The sequence below is a fragment of the Pseudomonas sp. 2835 genome, assembly GCF_050435905.1.
In the GTDB taxonomy this organism is placed as follows: domain Bacteria; phylum Pseudomonadota; class Gammaproteobacteria; order Pseudomonadales; family Pseudomonadaceae; genus Aquipseudomonas.
Genome location: NZ_JBNDLE010000005.1, coordinates 253,423 through 269,737 on the forward strand (window position 1 = coordinate 253,423; position 16,315 = coordinate 269,737).

Consider the following 16,315-nt stretch of genomic DNA (forward strand, 5'->3'; position numbering starts at 1 on the left):
CTGCTTCGCTTGTGCAAGGCCGATGGCGCCAGTACCATTACCGCTCTCTTTTTCCGGCAGGAGCAGTTTCATGATTGCGGGCAGTATGGTGGCATTGGTCACACCCATGGATGCACAAGGGCGTCTTGATTGGGACAGCCTCGGCAAGCTCGTGGACTTCCACCTGGAGAAGGGCACCCATGCCATCGTCGCCGTCGGTACTACCGGCGAGTCCGCGACCCTGGACGTCGATGAACACATCAAGGTCATCGAGTTCGTGGTCAAGCGCGTTGCCGGCCGCATCCCGGTGATCGCCGGTACCGGCGCCAACTCCACCAGCGAAGCGGTGCACCTGACCCGCAACGCCAAAAACGCCGGCGCCGATGCCTGCCTGCTGGTGGTGCCGTACTACAACAAGCCGACCCAGGAAGGCCTGTACCAGCACTTCAAGCACATTGCCGAAGCCGTCGACATCCCGCAGATCCTCTATAACGTCCCTGGCCGCACCTCCTGCGACATGCAGGCCGAGACCGTGATCCGTTTGTCGACTGTGCCGAACATCATCGGCATCAAAGAGGCCACCGGCGACCTCAAGCGCGCCAAGGCCATCCTTGACGGCGTCAGCAAGGACTTCATCGTCCTGTCCGGCGACGATCCGACCGCTGTCGAGCTGATTCTGCTGGGCGGCAAGGGCAACATTTCCGTGACCGCCAACGTCGCCCCGCGAGAAATGGCCGATCTGTGCGAAGCCGCCCTTGAGGGCAATGCCCAGAAGGCTCGCGCAATCAACGAACAACTGATGCCGCTGCACAAGGACCTGTTCATCGAAGCCAACCCGATTCCGGTGAAGTGGGCTCTGGTTGAAATGGGCCTGATGCACAAGGGCATCCGCCTGCCACTGACCTGGCTGAGCGAATCCTGTCACGATACGGTACGCCAGGCGATGCGCCAGTGCGGCCTGAAGTTTTAATTGAGGACGTACACCGCATGAAGCGATTGGCTGGTCTTTCCGCCCTTGCCTTGATCATCTCCAGTACCAGCGGTTGCGGCTGGCTCTGGGGCGAAGAGGGTTACTTCCGTGACCGTGGCAGCGATTATCTGGAGGCCACCCAGAAGCCGCCGATGCAGCTGCCACCGGACGTCAGCAGCGCCAAGCGGCTCGACCCGCTGCTGCCGATTCCGCGCAACGTCGCCGACGACAACGTCAAGGGCGAGTTCGAAGTACCGCGTCCACAGCCGTTGAACGCCGCTGCCGACATCAGCGATTTCAGCCTGCAGAAGAGCGGCAGCGCGCGTTGGGTCCTGGCCCAGCGTTCACCTGCCGAAGTCTGGCCGGTGGCCCGTCAGTTCTTTGAAGACAACGGCTTCCGGATTGCCGAAGAGCGTCCGCAAACCGGCGAATTCAACACCACCTGGCAGCGTTTCGACGAGCTCTCGGCGTCCATGGCCAAGCGCCTGGGCAGTGCCTCGAGCAGCAGCGACAACGAAGTCCGTGCACGCATCCGCATCGAGCCGGGCGTGCAGCGCAACACCAGTGAGGTTTACGTCGTTACCGTCGAGCGTTCGGCCGGCAGCACTGCCGAGCAGGAATTCCCGGCGCGCTCTGCCAACACCGGTGTCGACGCCATCCTGGTCGACGAAATGCTTGCCAGCATGACCCGCAGCGCCGAGAAGGGCGGTTCGGTGTCGTTGCTCGCCGCCCGCGACTTCGATGCCCCGAGCCGCGTCAGCCTGAGCGAAGACGGCAGCGGCAACCCGGTACTGAACCTGGGCGCCGACCTCGATCGCGCCTGGTCCAGCGTTGGCCGTGCCCTGGAGCAGGGCGAATGGCGTGTTGAAGACATCAACCGCAGCCTGGGCCTGTACTACATCAACCTTGCCGAGAAAGCCGAGACCAAAGAGCAGCCAGGCTTCTTCAGCCGCCTGTTCGGCAGTGCGCCGAGCAAGGAAGAGCGTGAAGCCCGTGCCGAGCGCTATCAGGTTCGCCTGAGCAAGGTGGGCGAAAGCGTCCAGGTCACCGTCGAGAAGAACATCAACACCGTGGCTCCGGCAGACGTTGCCCGCCGCGTGCTGGGCGTGATTCAGGACAACCTGGGTTAAGTGCGCTTCGCCGTACTGGGAAGTGGAAGCCAGGGAAATGGCACGCTGATCGCCAGTGGCAACACCTTGCTACTGGTCGACTGCGGCTTTTCCCTGCGTGAAACCGAGCGGCGCCTGGCGCTGCTCGGCGTTTCTGCGGCGCAATTGAGCGCGGTGCTGGTTACCCACGAACATGCCGACCACGTGCATGGGGTGGGGTTGCTGTCGCGGCGCTACAATGTACCGGTCTACCTCAGCCGCGGCACATTGCGCGGCATGCGCAAGCCGGTCGAGGCCGCAGGCTTCCTGGCCGCCAACGACACCTTGCAGCTGGGCGACCTGAGCGTTACCGCCGTCGGTGTCACTCACGACGCGCTGGAGCCGCTGCAGTACGTATTTGGCGATGGCAGCCGGCGCTTTGGTGTGCTGACCGACCTGGGCTCGTATGATGCGTCCCTGCTCAGCAGCTACCAGGGCCTGGACGCCCTGCTGATCGAGGCCAACCACTGTCGCGACCTGCTCGGACGCGGGCCTTACCCGATGTTTTTGAAGCAGCGGGTGGGTGGCGACTACGGACATTTGAACAACCATCAGGCCGCGCGCCTGGTGTCGGAGCTGGACTGGCAGAACCTGCAACACCTGGTGCTGGCCCATCTCAGCAGCAAGAACAACCAGCCACAGCTGGCCCGGCAATGCTTCGTCGATACCCTCGGCTGCGACCCGGACTGGCTGCAAGTGGCCAATCAGGATTCCGGGCTCGACTGGCGTGAAATCGCCTAGCCCATCATTTAGCAAGCGGAGCCCATCATGGAAAAACGTGAAGAACTCTACCGCGGCAAAGCCAAGTCGGTTTACAAGACCGACGACGCTGACCGCTTGATCCTGCTGTTTCGCAACGACACCTCGGCGTTCGACGGCAAGCGCATCGAACAACTCGACCGCAAGGGCATGGTGAACAACAAGTTCAACGCCTTCATCATGCAAAAGCTTGAAGAAGCCGGCATTCCGACCCAGTTCGACAAGCTGCTGGGCGACAACGAATGCCTGGTCAAGAAGCTCGACATGATCCCGGTCGAATGCGTCGTGCGTAACTACGCTGCCGGCAGCCTGGTCAAGCGCCTGGGCGTCGAAGAGGGCATGAAGCTCACCCCGCACACCTTCGAGCTGTTCCTCAAGGACGACGCCAAGGGCGACCCGTTCATCAACGAATCCCACGTCGTGGCCTTCGGTTGGGGCACCGCCGAGCAACTGGCGAAGATGAAAGAGCTGTCGCTCAAGGTCAACGACGTGCTGAACAAGCTGTTCGACGACGCCGGCCTGCTGCTGGTCGACTTCAAGCTTGAGTTCGGCGTATTCCACGGCGAGATCGTCCTTGGTGACGAGTTCAGCCCGGACGGCTGCCGCCTGTGGGACAAAGAGACCCGCAAGAAGATGGACAAGGACCGCTTCCGCCAGGGTCTGGGCGACGTTATCGAAGCCTACGAAGAAGTTGCCAAACGCCTGGGCGTGCCGCTGTAACCGGCAAGTTCACGCAAGCGCCTGATACCACGCGAATTTTTTTCGCAAACAGGCTTTGCCTTTCGGCAAACTGCTGGTATCATGCGCGCCACTGGAGAGATGCCGGAGTGGCCGAACGGGACGGATTCGAAATCCGTTGTACTGGCAACAGTACCTAGGGTTCAAATCCCTATCTCTCCGCCATACAAGAGAAAGCCCCTGAATCGCAAGATTCAGGGGTTTTTTCGTTTGTGCTGATTAATAAGTTCCAGATCACACAGATAACAAAAAGCCCCGCATTGCGGGGCTTTTGGCCACATGAGGCCGCATCAGGGCCGGCACACCAAGCGCTGACGCTCATAGTTCAACGCCTTGTCCCGCTCCGGCAGGCTATACGGCGCATTGCACTGGCGCTCGCCCCACTTGATGGTCAGGCTGCCCTGGTCTTCTTCAAGCAGCACCAGCGCCTTGCCGTTGGGGTCGGAAATCGCCAGTTGCTTGCCGCTGGCATCTTCCAGCGAGGCGCCGAACGGAATCATCCCACCCTGTTCGTCGAACAGCTCGAACTGCACTCGCCGCCCGCTCTTGCCGGTGTAGCGGGCCACCACCACGGCGCCGCGGCGCGGCACCAGTTGCTGGGTGGCGTTGTCGATTTCGATGTCGCCGCCCAGCTCACGGGTGTCCAGGCTGATCCAGTTGACCCGGTAAGGTTGCGCGTTGGGGATAATCGCGTAGCCGTTGCGCCCGGTTTCGACGCCGCTGTAGCTGCTGATCTTGGCGCCTTTGACGCCTGGCACCTGGGCCAGGGCGAAGGTTTCGCTGACGGTCTGGCCAAGGTTGATGCCGCCTTCGTGGGCGACCACCGAGCCCGATACGTTGAGGTTCTGTGAGTCGTAGCCGCGGCCCTGGCTGTAGCCCAGGGTGATGTCGGCCACCGAGGTGCGGGTGTTGAGGTTGGCTGAGGCAGAGTTGCCGCCGGAGCTGCTGTTGCCGCCCTGGACCGAGTAGAAGGTGTCGCTGGTCTCGGACAGGTAGCCGTTGACGCCAACCTGGGTGCTGTCGCCGCCTTTTTGTGTGCTGGTGGTGATGAACGCACGCGGCGCCCGGGCGCGGCTGCCCAGCGGGAAGGACACCGACAGGTTGAGCTGGGTATCGCTGCTGGAACCGCCGTAGCCATCGCCCAGGTCCTTGGTGCGGGTAACGCCTAAGTTGTAGCTGGCTTCGCCCCAGTTGTTGCTGTAGCCGGCCGAAAAGCTCTGCGAGCCGCCACGGTTCCAGTAGCGCTGGTCGCTGGCGTTGACGTACAGGCTGCCGAACTCGCGGTTGCGGCCCATGCTCTGGTTGATGGTCAGGTCGGTGCGGGTCTTGGAGTTGCCCGGGCGCCGCTCCAGGTCGCTGCTCAAATCCTGGACGTGGTCGGTCAGGGTGCGGAAGCCTTCAGTTGAGTAGCGGTACGCGGCCAGGGTGAAGTTGGTATCGGTGCCAGTGAAGGTCTTGGCGTAGAGGGCGCGCACACTATTACCCTGGGTGGTCTGCCCCAGTGCGCGGCTGCTCGAATGGGTGACGTCGAACGACACCGCGCCCAGCGAAGTGTTCTTGCCGGCGCCCAGCGACAACGCCTTGTAGTTGTCGCTGGCCTGTACGCCGATGATCCCGGTGAGGCTGCTGCTGATGCCGTAGGCCAGGGTGCTGCTGAGAATGTTCGGCGTGGCCATGCCGTCGGTGTTGCTGTTGAACTGGCCGGCCGAGACGCTGTATTTGACCTGGCCTTCACGCACCATGATCGGCAGGCTGGAGAACGCCTGGGTGGTCACCCGGCGGCGGCCGTCCGCCTCGACGATAGTGATTTCCAGGTCGCCGTTGGAGCCGGACGGGTAGATGTCGCTGATCTCGAACGGCCCTGGCGGCACGCTGGCGGTATACAGGATGTAGTTGTTCTGGCGGATCTCGACGGTGGCGTTGGTCTGCGCCACGCCACGGATGATCGGCGCGTAGCCGCGTTCGCTGTCGGCGCGCATGCCTTCGTCGGAGGCCAGTTTGACGCCGCGATAGCGCACGCTGTCGAACAGGTCGGTGTCACTGAAGATATCCCCGGCGCTGAACTGGCCCTTGATGGCCGTGACGTCATGTTGCAGGTAGCTGCGGTTGCTCTTGAAGGTGCTCGGGCGACCGGTGCTGCTGGTGAAGTTCGACTCGTTGCGAAAGCGCCAGGCACCGAGGTTGATGCCGTTGCGCAGGCCCAGGTTATTGGCGATGCGCGTGTCGGCATCGCCGGCGCTGCGGCTGCTGTTGAACTGGTAGTTGATGAACGCCGCCGGTACGCCGTCATCCCACAAAGCAGGGTCGACGTAGCCACGGATACCGCGCTGCATTGCCACTTGCGGCACGCTGGCCGCCAGCTGCAGGCGCGCGGCGTCATAGCGCAGGCTGGCCTGGTCGATCAGCGCGGGCAGGTCATAGCAGCTTTGCGGGGTGTTCGGGTCGAACTTGCCCTGGGCCTGCAGTTTGTTCAGGTCGATGCCCAGCTGTTGCAGCAGCTCCAGGGTCAGGCACGGTTCGACGCGGCCGGTGGCCGGGTTGCGGTTGAAATCGATATCACGCCGGCCCACCAGCACTTCGTTGCTGTACAGGTCGACCCGGTAGTTGCCCGGCAACACGCTGTTGGCCGACAGCAGCAGTTGCAGGTCGACCGAGGAGGGCGCGCCCTGCAGGAAGGTGGTGTTGAAGGCTTCCAGTTGTTGTGCGTCGCTGGCGTCCTGCGCGGCCAGCACCGGCATCGCGCCAAGCACGGCCAGCGACAGGGCGCTCAACTTCAACAGGCTGGCAGTTGCAGTGTGAGCGCGCGCAGCTTGGCCGGCGCAATGAGTTGGCCTGTTACCGGAAGAAAAAGACATGCGAAGGAACCTGTATTCCCGAATAACGACTGGGCGCGGCGAGGGGCGTAATTACGCGCAGGACTAACGCCTGGGCATTAACCGTTATTGTTTGCTCGGCGCTTCGGCAGCGGTACTTGCCTGGCCGCTGGACAGTGTCGTGGTGTACTGATTTTGCGCACCGTAATCATTAATGCTGGAAAAACTCAGGCGCACGTTGTTATCAGGGCTCAGGGTTTTAACCGGGAATGTCTTTACTTCACCCGGCGCGACCATGGTCGAGTCCGCTGCCAGTTCGCTTTGTTTGCCCGCCTCAAGTTTTATATCCGCCATCGAGACGTGATAAAGGCTCGGGTTATTGACCCGCAACAGGGTCTTGCCGCTTTGGCGCAGCAGTTGCCATTGCAGTTCTGTCGGCGCCATCAGCGCATTGCCTGGCAAGCCTGCGGGGCGGAAGAAAATCTTGATGCGCTGGCGCACGGCCAGTTGCAGGGTGTTGGCGGCGGCCGCGGCCTGGGGGATTTCCTGGACGTTGAGCCAGACCACCGACTCTTTGTCCGCAGGCATTCCGGCACCTTCGTACAGCACTCGCAGCAACTGCTGTTCACGGGCGAACACCCGTGCCAGTGGCGGGGTCACGGCAAAGGGCACGCTGCGCTGGGCATCGCTGTCGTCGACCCAGGATTGAATCAGCACGTCCTGGTTGCCATTGCGCACGGTGACGTTGGCTTCCTTGTGGTTGCCATCAAAGACAATCCGCGTGGCACTCAGCGAAATACTGGCCATGGCCTGGCCGGCCATGAGCATGCCGAGCAACCCCAGGCATGCGGGAATAGAACGACGCAACATGGTGTGTACCGTTTGATTCAGGGTTTTGCTTCAGGGCCAATGGCGAGGCCGGGCGGCCTCGCACAAAGCAGTTCAGGCGCTACGACTTATTCGTATTGCAGGATGAACGGCAGGGTGGCGTCACCGCGACCGGCGGTGGCAGTGCCCGCTGCGCCAGTGGTGACGTAGGCGGCGGAGAAGTTCAGGATCGCGTCGCCACCGGCAGCGCCGGTACCGTGCATGTCGCTCTGGATCTTGGCGGTGGTTTTCGAGCTCAGGTCGATCAGCGCGCCGTTGCTGTCGAGCAGGGCGATACCGACGTTGGCTGCGGTGCCGGTGCCTTTGGTCAGGGCCAGGACTTTCTTGCCGGTGACCAGGCCCGAACCGCCGCTGGCGGCGTCAAAGATCATCGAGACTTTGGTGCCCAGGTTGCAGTTGACGTTAAGGTTGAAGTCTTTACCGGTTACACGGCCCGAGGCTGGGCTTTCAGCGGTGCCCATGTCCTTGATCGATACAGTGCCCATGTCCACGGAGATCACGCGATCAGCGTTGGCGCCGTCAACCGAGCAGGCGTCGTTGTTGATGACGCCGGTGAAGGTGATCTTGCCGCTGCCACCTTGAACCGGGGTCGGATCGGCAGCCAGGGCAGCGCCAGACGCTGCAAGTACGGACAGGGTGATAAGGGCCAGTGAGAACTTCTTCATGGGGATGTCCATTTGTATTGGTTGGAAAGTGCTGCATGAAAATGCCAATACACAATAGAGCGGGGGGTGTTTGCCGAACATCAGACGATTCTTATAAGGCCTGAGCCCAGGTGGGACGGGCATTCTGGCAACAAAGTCTTTATCGGACCCTGACCTTGTTGCCTTGTAACTTAGTTGAAGATACTGCGCGCCAGACAATAAGCGAGTAAGTCCTGGTCGCTATTAACATCAAGTTTGCGCATGGCTGAAATTTTTTGTGCGCTGATGGTCTTGGCACTTCGGTTCTGGCTGCGGGCAATATCACTGACACTTTTACCGGCGACAAACAGTCGCAGTATTTCAAACTCCTTGGGTGACAGGGTGGCGAAGCGGTCCTCGATCGCCGCCGTGGTTTCGATGACCGAGGTTTTTGCAGGTTCCAGGCTGCGGTACTGGCTCTGCTGGGCCACGGCCTTGAGCGCCAGCTGGATTTCGGTGTGCAGCTGGCTCTTCTGGATTACCCCGACCACGCCCAGTTCATGCAGGCGGGTGAGGATCAGGTGATTGGAGATCATCGTCAGGATCAGCACCTGCAGGTGCGGAAAGTGCCGTTTCAGGTAATCGACCAGTTTCAGCCCGTCGCCATAAGGCGAGTCGGCCGGCATGTTGTAGTCGGTGATCACCAGGTCCACCGGTTGTTGCTCCAGCAGCTCGATCAGGCCTTTCGAGCACACGGCCTCGCCGACCACGCAAAAACGTTCGTCACGTTCTACCAGTTCGCGCACACCGAGAAGCACGATGGGGTGATCGTCCGCGATGATGACTTTGAGTTTGTCCATAGTGGCTGTCCGTAGTACCGGTATAGAGGGTTAGGGTGTATCCATACGGCCGCAGGTAAGCCTGATTGTTGTTACTCGAGCGCATCCACAACAGCGGCAAGGCGGTTTAGTATCTGCTGCACTTCAAGGTGCAGTGAAGCATCCAGAACCGCGCCTGCCAGACGGCACTCAAGCGCCGTACAGTGCTCGGCCAGGTCGGTGGCCTGTACCGCGCCCAGGGCGCCGGCAATGCTGTGCAGCCTTTGGGCGACGATTCTACCGTCACTTTGCTCCAGCGCGCAGCGGATCAACTGCAGGTCATCGCGCATGGTGCTGATGAACAGCGGACGCATCCTTTCTGACAACTGCAGGCTGTCGCTGGCCTGGACGGCTGCGGGAGCGGTGAGGGTGTCTGGCTCGACCCGCGCCGGGGCACTCTGCAAGGCCGGGCGGCAGAGCTTGAGCAGATGGCCGCGCAGGGTCTGCAGGCTCAGCGGTTTGACGATCCAGGCGTTCATGCCCACGGCAATGCAGCGCATGCCTTCCTCGCGCATGGCGTTGGCAGTGACGCCGATGATTGGCAACTGCGGGTCATGCTCGCGCAGGGTGCGGGCCAGCTCGTAGCCATTCATGACCGGCATGTTGACGTCGGTCAGCACCAGGTCGAAGACCTCGGGCTGCCACAGGTGCAGCGCTTGCTCGCCGTTGCTGGCGACCACCGCGGTGCAGCCCAGGGCCTCGAGCTGCTCCTTGATGATGGCCTGGTTGATCGGGTTGTCTTCAGCCACCAGGATGCGCAGTTGCAGGTTGTCGGCTTGTTGTTGCGTCACCTGCTGCGATGCCTGCGGCTTGCCCAGGCGAGCCATGCCGACCGCCTCGGCGATAGCGCGTACGTTGTGCAGGTCGACGTTCCAGCCCTGGGCGCTGTATTCCGGCGGGTTGCGCCCACCGGCCGTGCACAGCACCCGTGGCCCAGGCCAGGCCGGGGCGCTGGCCGCCGGCAGTGCGTCAACCAGCACCGCCGGGGCATGCTTGGCTTCCAGTGGCTGCGGCGCGAGCGCTGCGTGGACGCCCAGGCGCATGAGCCAGTCGACCAGCGATTGCGCCAGTTCCTGCACCGGGGCGCGCACGTAGACCGGTATCGCGGCGGTTGTACCTGGCGTGCTGCTGATGGCTTGGCCTGGCAGCACCGGCAAGCTCATGCGCAGGGCAAAACTGCTGCCCAGCCCGGGCTCGCTGACCACTTTCAACTGCCCGCCCATCATCTCGCTGAGCCACCAGCAGATCGGCAGGCCCAGGCCGGCACCGCCTTCGCTGCAGGCGTCCTGCACCTGGTAGAACAGTTCGAACAGTTTTGCCTGCTGCGCCGCCGAAATGCCGATGCCGGTGTCGGTGACCTGCCACTCCAGGCTGACCTTGTCATCCTCGCGCGCCAGCACCCGGGTGCGCAGGACCACGCGCCCGGTATCGGTGAACTTGATGGCATTGCTCAACAGGTTATTGAGGATCTGGCGAATGCGCATCGGGTCGCCGAGCAGGCGCTCGGGCAGGGCGGCGTCGGTGCAGGCATAGAGTTGCAGGCCTTTGCGCTGGGCGAAGGCGGCATAGGTGTGCAGGGTGTCTTCGATCAGGTCCAGGGGGCAGAACTCGATGGACTCGATGGCCATCTGCCCGGACTCGATCTTCGACACATCAAGCACGTCGCTGATCAGCTGGAACAAAGTGGCCGACGAGCGCTGGATAGTCTGCAGGTACTCCTGCTGGCGCGGCTCCAGGCGGGTCAGGCCGAGCAGCTCGAGGGTGCCGAGCACGCCGTACAGCGGGGTGCGGATTTCATGGCTCATGGTCGCCAAAAACAAGGTCTTGGCTTCGTTGGCGGCATCGGCGGCGCGCCGCGCTTCTTCCAGGGCTGTGGCGTCCTCGATATGCCGGGTGACGTCGTTGAAGGCATACAGGCGCACATCCTGGCCCTGGTAGCGGGTCGAGACAAAACCCACCTGCAGGTGCCGGCCGTCGATTTCCAGGTAGGTTTCACCCACCTCGCCCTGGTCGGTGCGCCGCTCCAGGGCGCTGATCAGCTTGGCGCTGCCCGGCGATTGCTGGGCCCGCTGGTTTTCCATCAACACCTGGTTGTCGGCGCGGCGCACCACGCACAGGCCGGTGGGCGCGGTATCGATCACCACGCGGCTGAAGGCCTCGCTCTCGGCGATGCTGGCATGTGCCTCACGGGCCGGCAGGATCACCTGGCGGCGGTACCAGCGATTGGCGCCCCAGCCCATGGCGATAGCGCCGAGCAGCAAGGCGCCAAGGCTTGCCAGCGGCCATAGCGCATAGCCGAAGAAGCTGCGGTAGTTGAGGGCATAGACCGCTGTCCACTCCGGGCCATTGTGGTTGACCAGCTTGAACACCAGGCCTTCGGGCTTGAAGTTGATCCCTTCATGCAACGGCGATTCTGGCCACAGCGCGCCGATCAGTACCTGGCCGGAAGGCGCCACCAGGGTGAAGTGGTCATAGATTGACCATTCCATGATGCGTTCGTAGTCATTGGCCAGGGACAGGTCGAGGATGCTGGCGATCATCACCCGGGTATCGGCGCCCTTGATGCGTATCTCGTCTTCCGCCAGCTGGATGCCGATGTACGCCAGCATGCGCGCCGGGCCGGGGCTGGTGGCGCTCGGGCCATAGTGTTGCCAGCAGACTTCACCTTCGCGCAGCAGCTGATGGTCGCGTGGCAGGCGATCGATCACGGTCCTGACAATGTCGACGAAGGTTTCGTTGTGCGGGACAGTCTTGCCCCCTGAATGGCCTGCGGCCGGCACAGTGATGTCGAAGTTGCCCTGCTGGTTGAACAGGAATACGTGCGGCGACTGGTAGTGCGAGGTCGACCAGAAGGCACTGTAGAAGCTCGCCAGGTGTGCGCCCAGGGAGAAGATCTTGGCGTGTTCGCTGGCGGCAATTTTTTCCGGGTCGATTTTGGCGCTGAAGGGCATGGAGTAGGAAAACTCCTGGCCCTGATAGATATTCGGACCTTCTTCCGGCAAGGCTTTGAGCAAGCGCACCTGGGTATGCTCGTCCTTGAGCAGTTCGCCCTGGTGGCTGCGCTGGGCCAGGCTGCGCAAGAACACTTCCTGCTCGCGGATGTTTTCCATCAGCCGGGCAAAATGAAAGCGCACGTTATCGTGCTGCTCTTCAATCAGGCGCTGAAACGACCAATAGCTGGTACCGACCAACAACAACGCCAGGCCCATCAGCACCATCAACCCTTTGTTCAGACGCAACGAACTGCGGGTGAGTTTTTCCAGCAGGGCGTTGTCGTGCTTCATCAGGATCTTCCGCAGTCTCGGTAAGGGTGGTGGCTGGATGGAGTTTACCTCTGCTGGCCAGTAATGGGCGGCGCGGCCAATCAATAGAAAGTGGCCGGCCCGTCATTGTTGAGCAACTGCTGGAACTGCTCGGACGACACCGCATGGGAAATCAGAAAACCCTGGGCCTGGTTACAGTCGATCTTGCGCAACAGGGCCAGCTCCTGGGGAGTCTCTACCCCTTCGGCGACCACCGTCAGCCCCAGCTTGCGGCCCAGGGCGACAATGCTGGTCAGCGCCGAAGTCATGCTTTCGTTTTCATGGCAGCCCTGCACCAGGGCTCGGTCGATCTTGAGCTCGGTGAACGGCGTCGAGACCAGGTTCATGTACGAGCTGTAGCCCTTGCCGAAATCGTCCTGAGACAAGCCGAAGCCCTTGATGCGCAGGCGGCAGGCACCGGCGTAGAAATTGCTGATGTCCTGGGGTACCGAGCATTCCATCAGCTCGAAGCAGATCTTGCCGGGGATGCCCTGGTGGTGCAGGACGAACTCCAGCAGGCGGTCGGCCAGGTCATGGCTGTTGAGCAGGTGGGTCGGCAGGTTGATCGATACCGGAATGTCATACCCCTGCTGGCGCCAGCGTGCCTGAGCGTGGATGGCCTGCTTGAGCATCAGCCAGAGCAGGCGCTCCTCCAGTTCGAAGGTCTTGAATGCCGGCAGGAACGAGCCGGGCAGCAGTACGCCTTGCTCCGGGTGCATCCAGCGCACCAGGGCTTCGGCGGCGACGATGCGACCATTGCTGAGGGATTTTTTCGGCTGGAACCAGGCCTGGAACTGGCCATTGCTCAGCCCGTGAATGAGCGCCTGGTAATCGAACTGCGCCACTGCTGGCGGCACCGGCGGTGCGCTGCGGTTTTTGCCGTTGAGCTGATCGGTGAGGTTGCGCAGGGCATCGGGCTTGACCGGCTTGGAGATCAGCCCGATCACTTCGACCCCGAGGTTCTTGGCCACCAGGCTTGCGGCCATCAGCATGCGCTTGGAGGCGGCGCTCATGATCGCCAGGTCCGGTTTGCTGCGCAGCCTGGCCAGGCCCTGGATAAATTGCACGCCGTCCATGCCCGGCATCAGCAGGTCGGTCAGCACCAGGTCGAAGTCACGCCGCTGCAGGTGTTCCAGTGCTTCCTTGCCGTCCTGGGCCGCTTCGAAATGGAAATCGCCCAGTTCGCTGAACAGGTGCTGCAAGTACATGTGCTGGAACGGGTGGTCCTCGACGATCAAGATGTTATAGGGCTTCATGAGAGGTCTCTTGATAAGGCGCCAGATAGTTGAACAGGGCCCGCAACGCGAAAGGCTTGACCAGGCAATGATTCATTCCGGCTGCAAGGCATAGTTCTGCTTCGCCGCGCATGGCATTGGCCGTCGCTCCGATGATCGGGATCGAGCAGCCTTGGCGGCGCAGTTCTCTGGCCAGTTCATAGCCATTGAGTTTGGGCATGTTCACATCGGTCAGGACCACATCGAAGTGCCCGCTTTTCCACAGTTGCAGGGCCTCGGAGCCGTCCCCCGCCAGCTCGACGGTGCAGCCGAGTTCCTCGAGCTGATCACGCAGGATCAGCTGGTTGATGATGTTGTCTTCGGCCACCAGAATGTGCAGCTCGAGTTTCTGCATTTCGCGCTTTTGCCGGTCGTCGGTGCGGGCGATCCACAGCCCCTGGGCCTGGCGGACGGCCTGGTGCAGGGCGCTGAGGTGGTTGAGGTTGACCTGCCAGCGGCCGTCTTCCAGTTGCGGTTCGCAGCAGCCATGGGCGCTGGCCAGGATCAGCGGTCCGCTCCAGTCGGCCACCAACGCTTGCTCGGCGCTGCCGGGGTGTAGCTCCAGCAGCAGGTGGCCGCTGGCGGCATCCGCCAGGGTCGGCCGCCCGATCTGGGCCCGAGCGCCCCAGCGGCGCAGCCAGCCGCTGATCGATTGCGCCAGTTCGCGAATCGGCGAGACCACATAGATGGTCTCGGGCAACAGCCCGCCCTGGGCGGGCAGGTCGCTGCTGGCCGAGGCTTCTTCCAGCGGCAGGGTCAGGGTGAAGCTGCTGCCCAGGCCCAGCTCGCTGACCATACGCAACTGGCCGTTCATCAACTGGGTCAGGCGCTGGCAGATCGGCAGGCCCAGGCCGGTGCCGGCCACCACGTTGGTGTTGCCTTCAGTCTGGTAGAACGGCTCGAAAATGTACGGGTGGTCTTCCTCGGCGATGCCCTTGCCGGTGTCCGACACCTGCCACATCAGGCTTGAACGCTCGCCATCGCGGTTGATCAGCTTGACCCGTAGCACCACCCGGCCGCTGTCGGTGAACTTCACCGCATTGCTCAGCAGGTTGTTGAGGATCTGGCGGATGCGCGTCACATCGCCAATCAGCCGCTCCGGCAGTTGCGGATCGAAGCAGGCGTACAACTGCAGGTTCTTGCCCTGGGCCGCGGCGCTGTAGCCCTGGATGACCTCGTGGACCAGCTCCGCGGGCGAGAACTCGCTCAGCTCCAGGGCCAGTTGCCCGGCTTCGATCTTCGACACATCAAGCACGTCGCAGATCAACTGCAACAGGGTTGCCGAGGAGCCTTCGATCGCGTGCAGGTAGTCGCGCTGCTGGGCATCGAGCTGGGTGCGTGCCAGCAGTTCCAGGGTGCCCAGCACGCCATACAGCGGGGTGCGGATTTCATGGCTCATGGTCGCCAGAAACAGCGTCTTGGCCTCGTTGGCGGCATCGGCCGATTGCCGCGCTTCTTCCAGCGCGGCTTCCACCTGCTTGCGCGCACTGATGTCGCTGAAGGCGCAGAACAGCACGTCTTCACCGTTGTAGCGGGTTGGCGCGCTGCTCAGGTACAGATGGCGGCCATCGGCGGTGGCGAAATAGTCGCTGCGCTCAGGTTGCTGGCTGTCGAAGGCCTGGTTGATCCAGCCGGCACACAGCACGTCGCGCTCCAGGCCGTCGCCCAGCCACTGTTGCGCCAGGGTGTTTTCCAGCACCACCTTGCCGTCGGTGCGGCGCAGTACGCACAAGGCCACCGGCGCGGTCTGGATGACGTCACGGCTGAACGCCTCGCTCTCGATCAAGGCCTGGATGCGGTTGATCGCAGGGGCAATGAACCGATGCTCGATGCGGCGCATCAGCAGCAGGATCAGGGTCACGGTGAACAGGCAGAACAGCAGCGAGCCGATCAGCTGTTTCCACAACCCGGCCAGCACCGCCAGCAGGTCGATCGAGTACACCAGTTGCCAGTCCGAGGACTTCAGGTGTTTGCGGATCACCAGGTGATCAGGAATCCAGCCATCGCCGACAAAACCGAAGAAATTTTCCCCCTGGGAGTTGAGCAGCATCTGCCCAAGGTGCGCGTCGTGGCTGTTGGTGAAGACCAGCATGCCTTCGGAGTTGAGCATCATGAACTCGCCGGCGCTCTGGTCACTGAGCGCCGCCGATACCTCGCGGCTGTCCATTTCCAGGCCCAGCCAGCCCGACTCGACGTCACGCTCATCCAGGCGGATGAAGATGTACAGGTACGAGCGCTGCTCGGTCTGGTCGGTCAGCCACAGCTCGGCGGCGGGGGAGGGGTTGTTGTCCTTGAGCGTCTGCAACTGTTCGAGCATGCGCGGCGAGAACCCCGGCACCCCGGGGGCGGAGTTGTACAGGCGCCTGACTTGCGCGTTCGGCCCGGTGTCGACATACAGCAGGCTGACCTGCTTGTCCTTCATGTAGTCGCGCATGCGCCGGGTCAGCCAGATGCTCCAGCGGTTATCGGTGGTGCTGCCCAGTTGCAGGTGTACTTCTTCGCTCGACGGCAGGTAGACCAGGGGCTTGGCCTGTTTCGACTTGCGCACCGCCGACAGGCTCAGGCTTTCGAGCAAGGCCTCGCGGTTGGTGAAGAAGGTGTGCGCCTCGGCGATCGCGCTGCTCATGTAGCCGCGACGCTGGGAGATATCGTTGTTGAAGGTGAACAACAGGAAGTTGTACACGCCGCTGAGGATGCCGATCAGCAAAACCACGGCGAACAACCGCAGCAAGCGGCGGGCGGCTTCGGGGCTGGAAAGAAGAGGGCTGATTTGCAGCAGGTAGCTTTTTAATCTCATTCGCCGACTCTAGTGAGTCGCGAATGCTGCAGACATCAGACAATCCTTAAACATAGGCCTTGGCGGATGTATTGGCCAGCCCGCAGGGGCTTATTTGTTCCGTTCTGCGACCTGCTTGGCAAAGCGCAACATTGCCTATCAGACAA

11 protein-coding genes and 1 tRNA gene are annotated in these 16,315 nt (G+C 62.2%); 5 read left to right on the forward strand and 7 right to left on the reverse strand.

What is annotated here, in order from left to right:
- The first annotated feature begins 70 nt into the window (after window positions 1–70).
- The 5 genes from dapA to ABIE20_RS09540 all read left to right on the forward strand — a co-directional run bounded on the left by dapA (window position 71) and on the right by ABIE20_RS09540 (window position 3,759).
- On the forward strand, window positions 71–949 hold the full coding sequence (dapA, locus tag ABIE20_RS09520) for a 4-hydroxy-tetrahydrodipicolinate synthase (RefSeq protein WP_429504637.1): 879 nt from the start codon (window positions 71–73) through the stop codon (window positions 947–949).
- A 17-nt stretch (window positions 950–966) separates the two neighbouring features.
- A complete protein-coding gene (gene bamC / locus ABIE20_RS09525; protein WP_429504639.1) occupies window positions 967–2,079 on the forward strand; it encodes an outer membrane protein assembly factor BamC in 1,113 nt (370 codons plus the stop codon).
- Complete coding sequence (locus tag ABIE20_RS09530; protein WP_429504641.1) at window positions 2,080–2,838, forward strand: MBL fold metallo-hydrolase; 759 nt, start codon at window positions 2,080–2,082, stop codon at window positions 2,836–2,838.
- A 27-nt stretch (window positions 2,839–2,865) separates the two neighbouring features.
- Window positions 2,866–3,576 carry a phosphoribosylaminoimidazolesuccinocarboxamide synthase gene (gene purC / locus ABIE20_RS09535; protein WP_045193505.1) on the forward strand — a complete coding sequence of 237 codons (711 nt, stop codon included), beginning with the start codon at window positions 2,866–2,868 and terminating at the stop codon, window positions 3,574–3,576.
- A gap of 93 nt (window positions 3,577–3,669) precedes the next feature.
- A tRNA-Ser gene (locus tag ABIE20_RS09540) sits at window positions 3,670–3,759 on the forward strand.
- A 125-nt stretch (window positions 3,760–3,884) separates the two neighbouring features.
- Here ABIE20_RS09540 and ABIE20_RS09545 read toward each other — a convergent pair.
- The 7 genes from ABIE20_RS09545 to ABIE20_RS09575 form a co-directional block, all read right to left on the reverse strand.
- Window positions 3,885–6,449 carry a fimbria/pilus outer membrane usher protein gene (locus ABIE20_RS09545; protein WP_429504643.1) on the reverse strand — a complete coding sequence of 855 codons (2,565 nt, stop codon included), beginning with the start codon at window positions 6,447–6,449 and terminating at the stop codon, window positions 3,885–3,887.
- Window positions 6,450–6,533: 84 nt separating this feature from the next.
- The gene (locus ABIE20_RS09550; RefSeq protein ID WP_429504645.1) at window positions 6,534–7,277 is read right to left on the reverse strand and encodes a fimbrial biogenesis chaperone; all 744 of its coding nucleotides are present in this window, start codon (window positions 7,275–7,277) and stop codon (window positions 6,534–6,536) included.
- An 86-nt stretch (window positions 7,278–7,363) separates the two neighbouring features.
- Window positions 7,364–7,960 carry a fimbrial protein gene (locus tag ABIE20_RS09555; protein ID WP_429504647.1) on the reverse strand — a complete coding sequence of 199 codons (597 nt, stop codon included), beginning with the start codon at window positions 7,958–7,960 and terminating at the stop codon, window positions 7,364–7,366.
- 170 nt (window positions 7,961–8,130) lie between these two features.
- Complete coding sequence (locus ABIE20_RS09560) at window positions 8,131–8,778, reverse strand: response regulator (RefSeq protein WP_045193500.1); 648 nt, start codon at window positions 8,776–8,778, stop codon at window positions 8,131–8,133.
- Between the two features lie 71 nt (window positions 8,779–8,849).
- Window positions 8,850–12,080, reverse strand: coding sequence for a response regulator (locus tag ABIE20_RS09565; protein ID WP_429504650.1), 3,231 nt, complete (start codon window positions 12,078–12,080; stop codon window positions 8,850–8,852).
- A gap of 80 nt (window positions 12,081–12,160) precedes the next feature.
- Entirely contained in the window at window positions 12,161–13,354 is a 1,194-nt protein-coding gene (locus tag ABIE20_RS09570) for an EAL domain-containing response regulator (RefSeq protein WP_429504652.1), read from the reverse strand.
- Complete coding sequence (locus tag ABIE20_RS09575) at window positions 13,341–16,169, reverse strand: ATP-binding protein (protein WP_429504654.1); 2,829 nt, start codon at window positions 16,167–16,169, stop codon at window positions 13,341–13,343. The genes ABIE20_RS09570 and ABIE20_RS09575 overlap by 14 nt, the downstream gene beginning before the upstream one ends.
- Window positions 16,170–16,315: the final 146 nt, after the last annotated feature.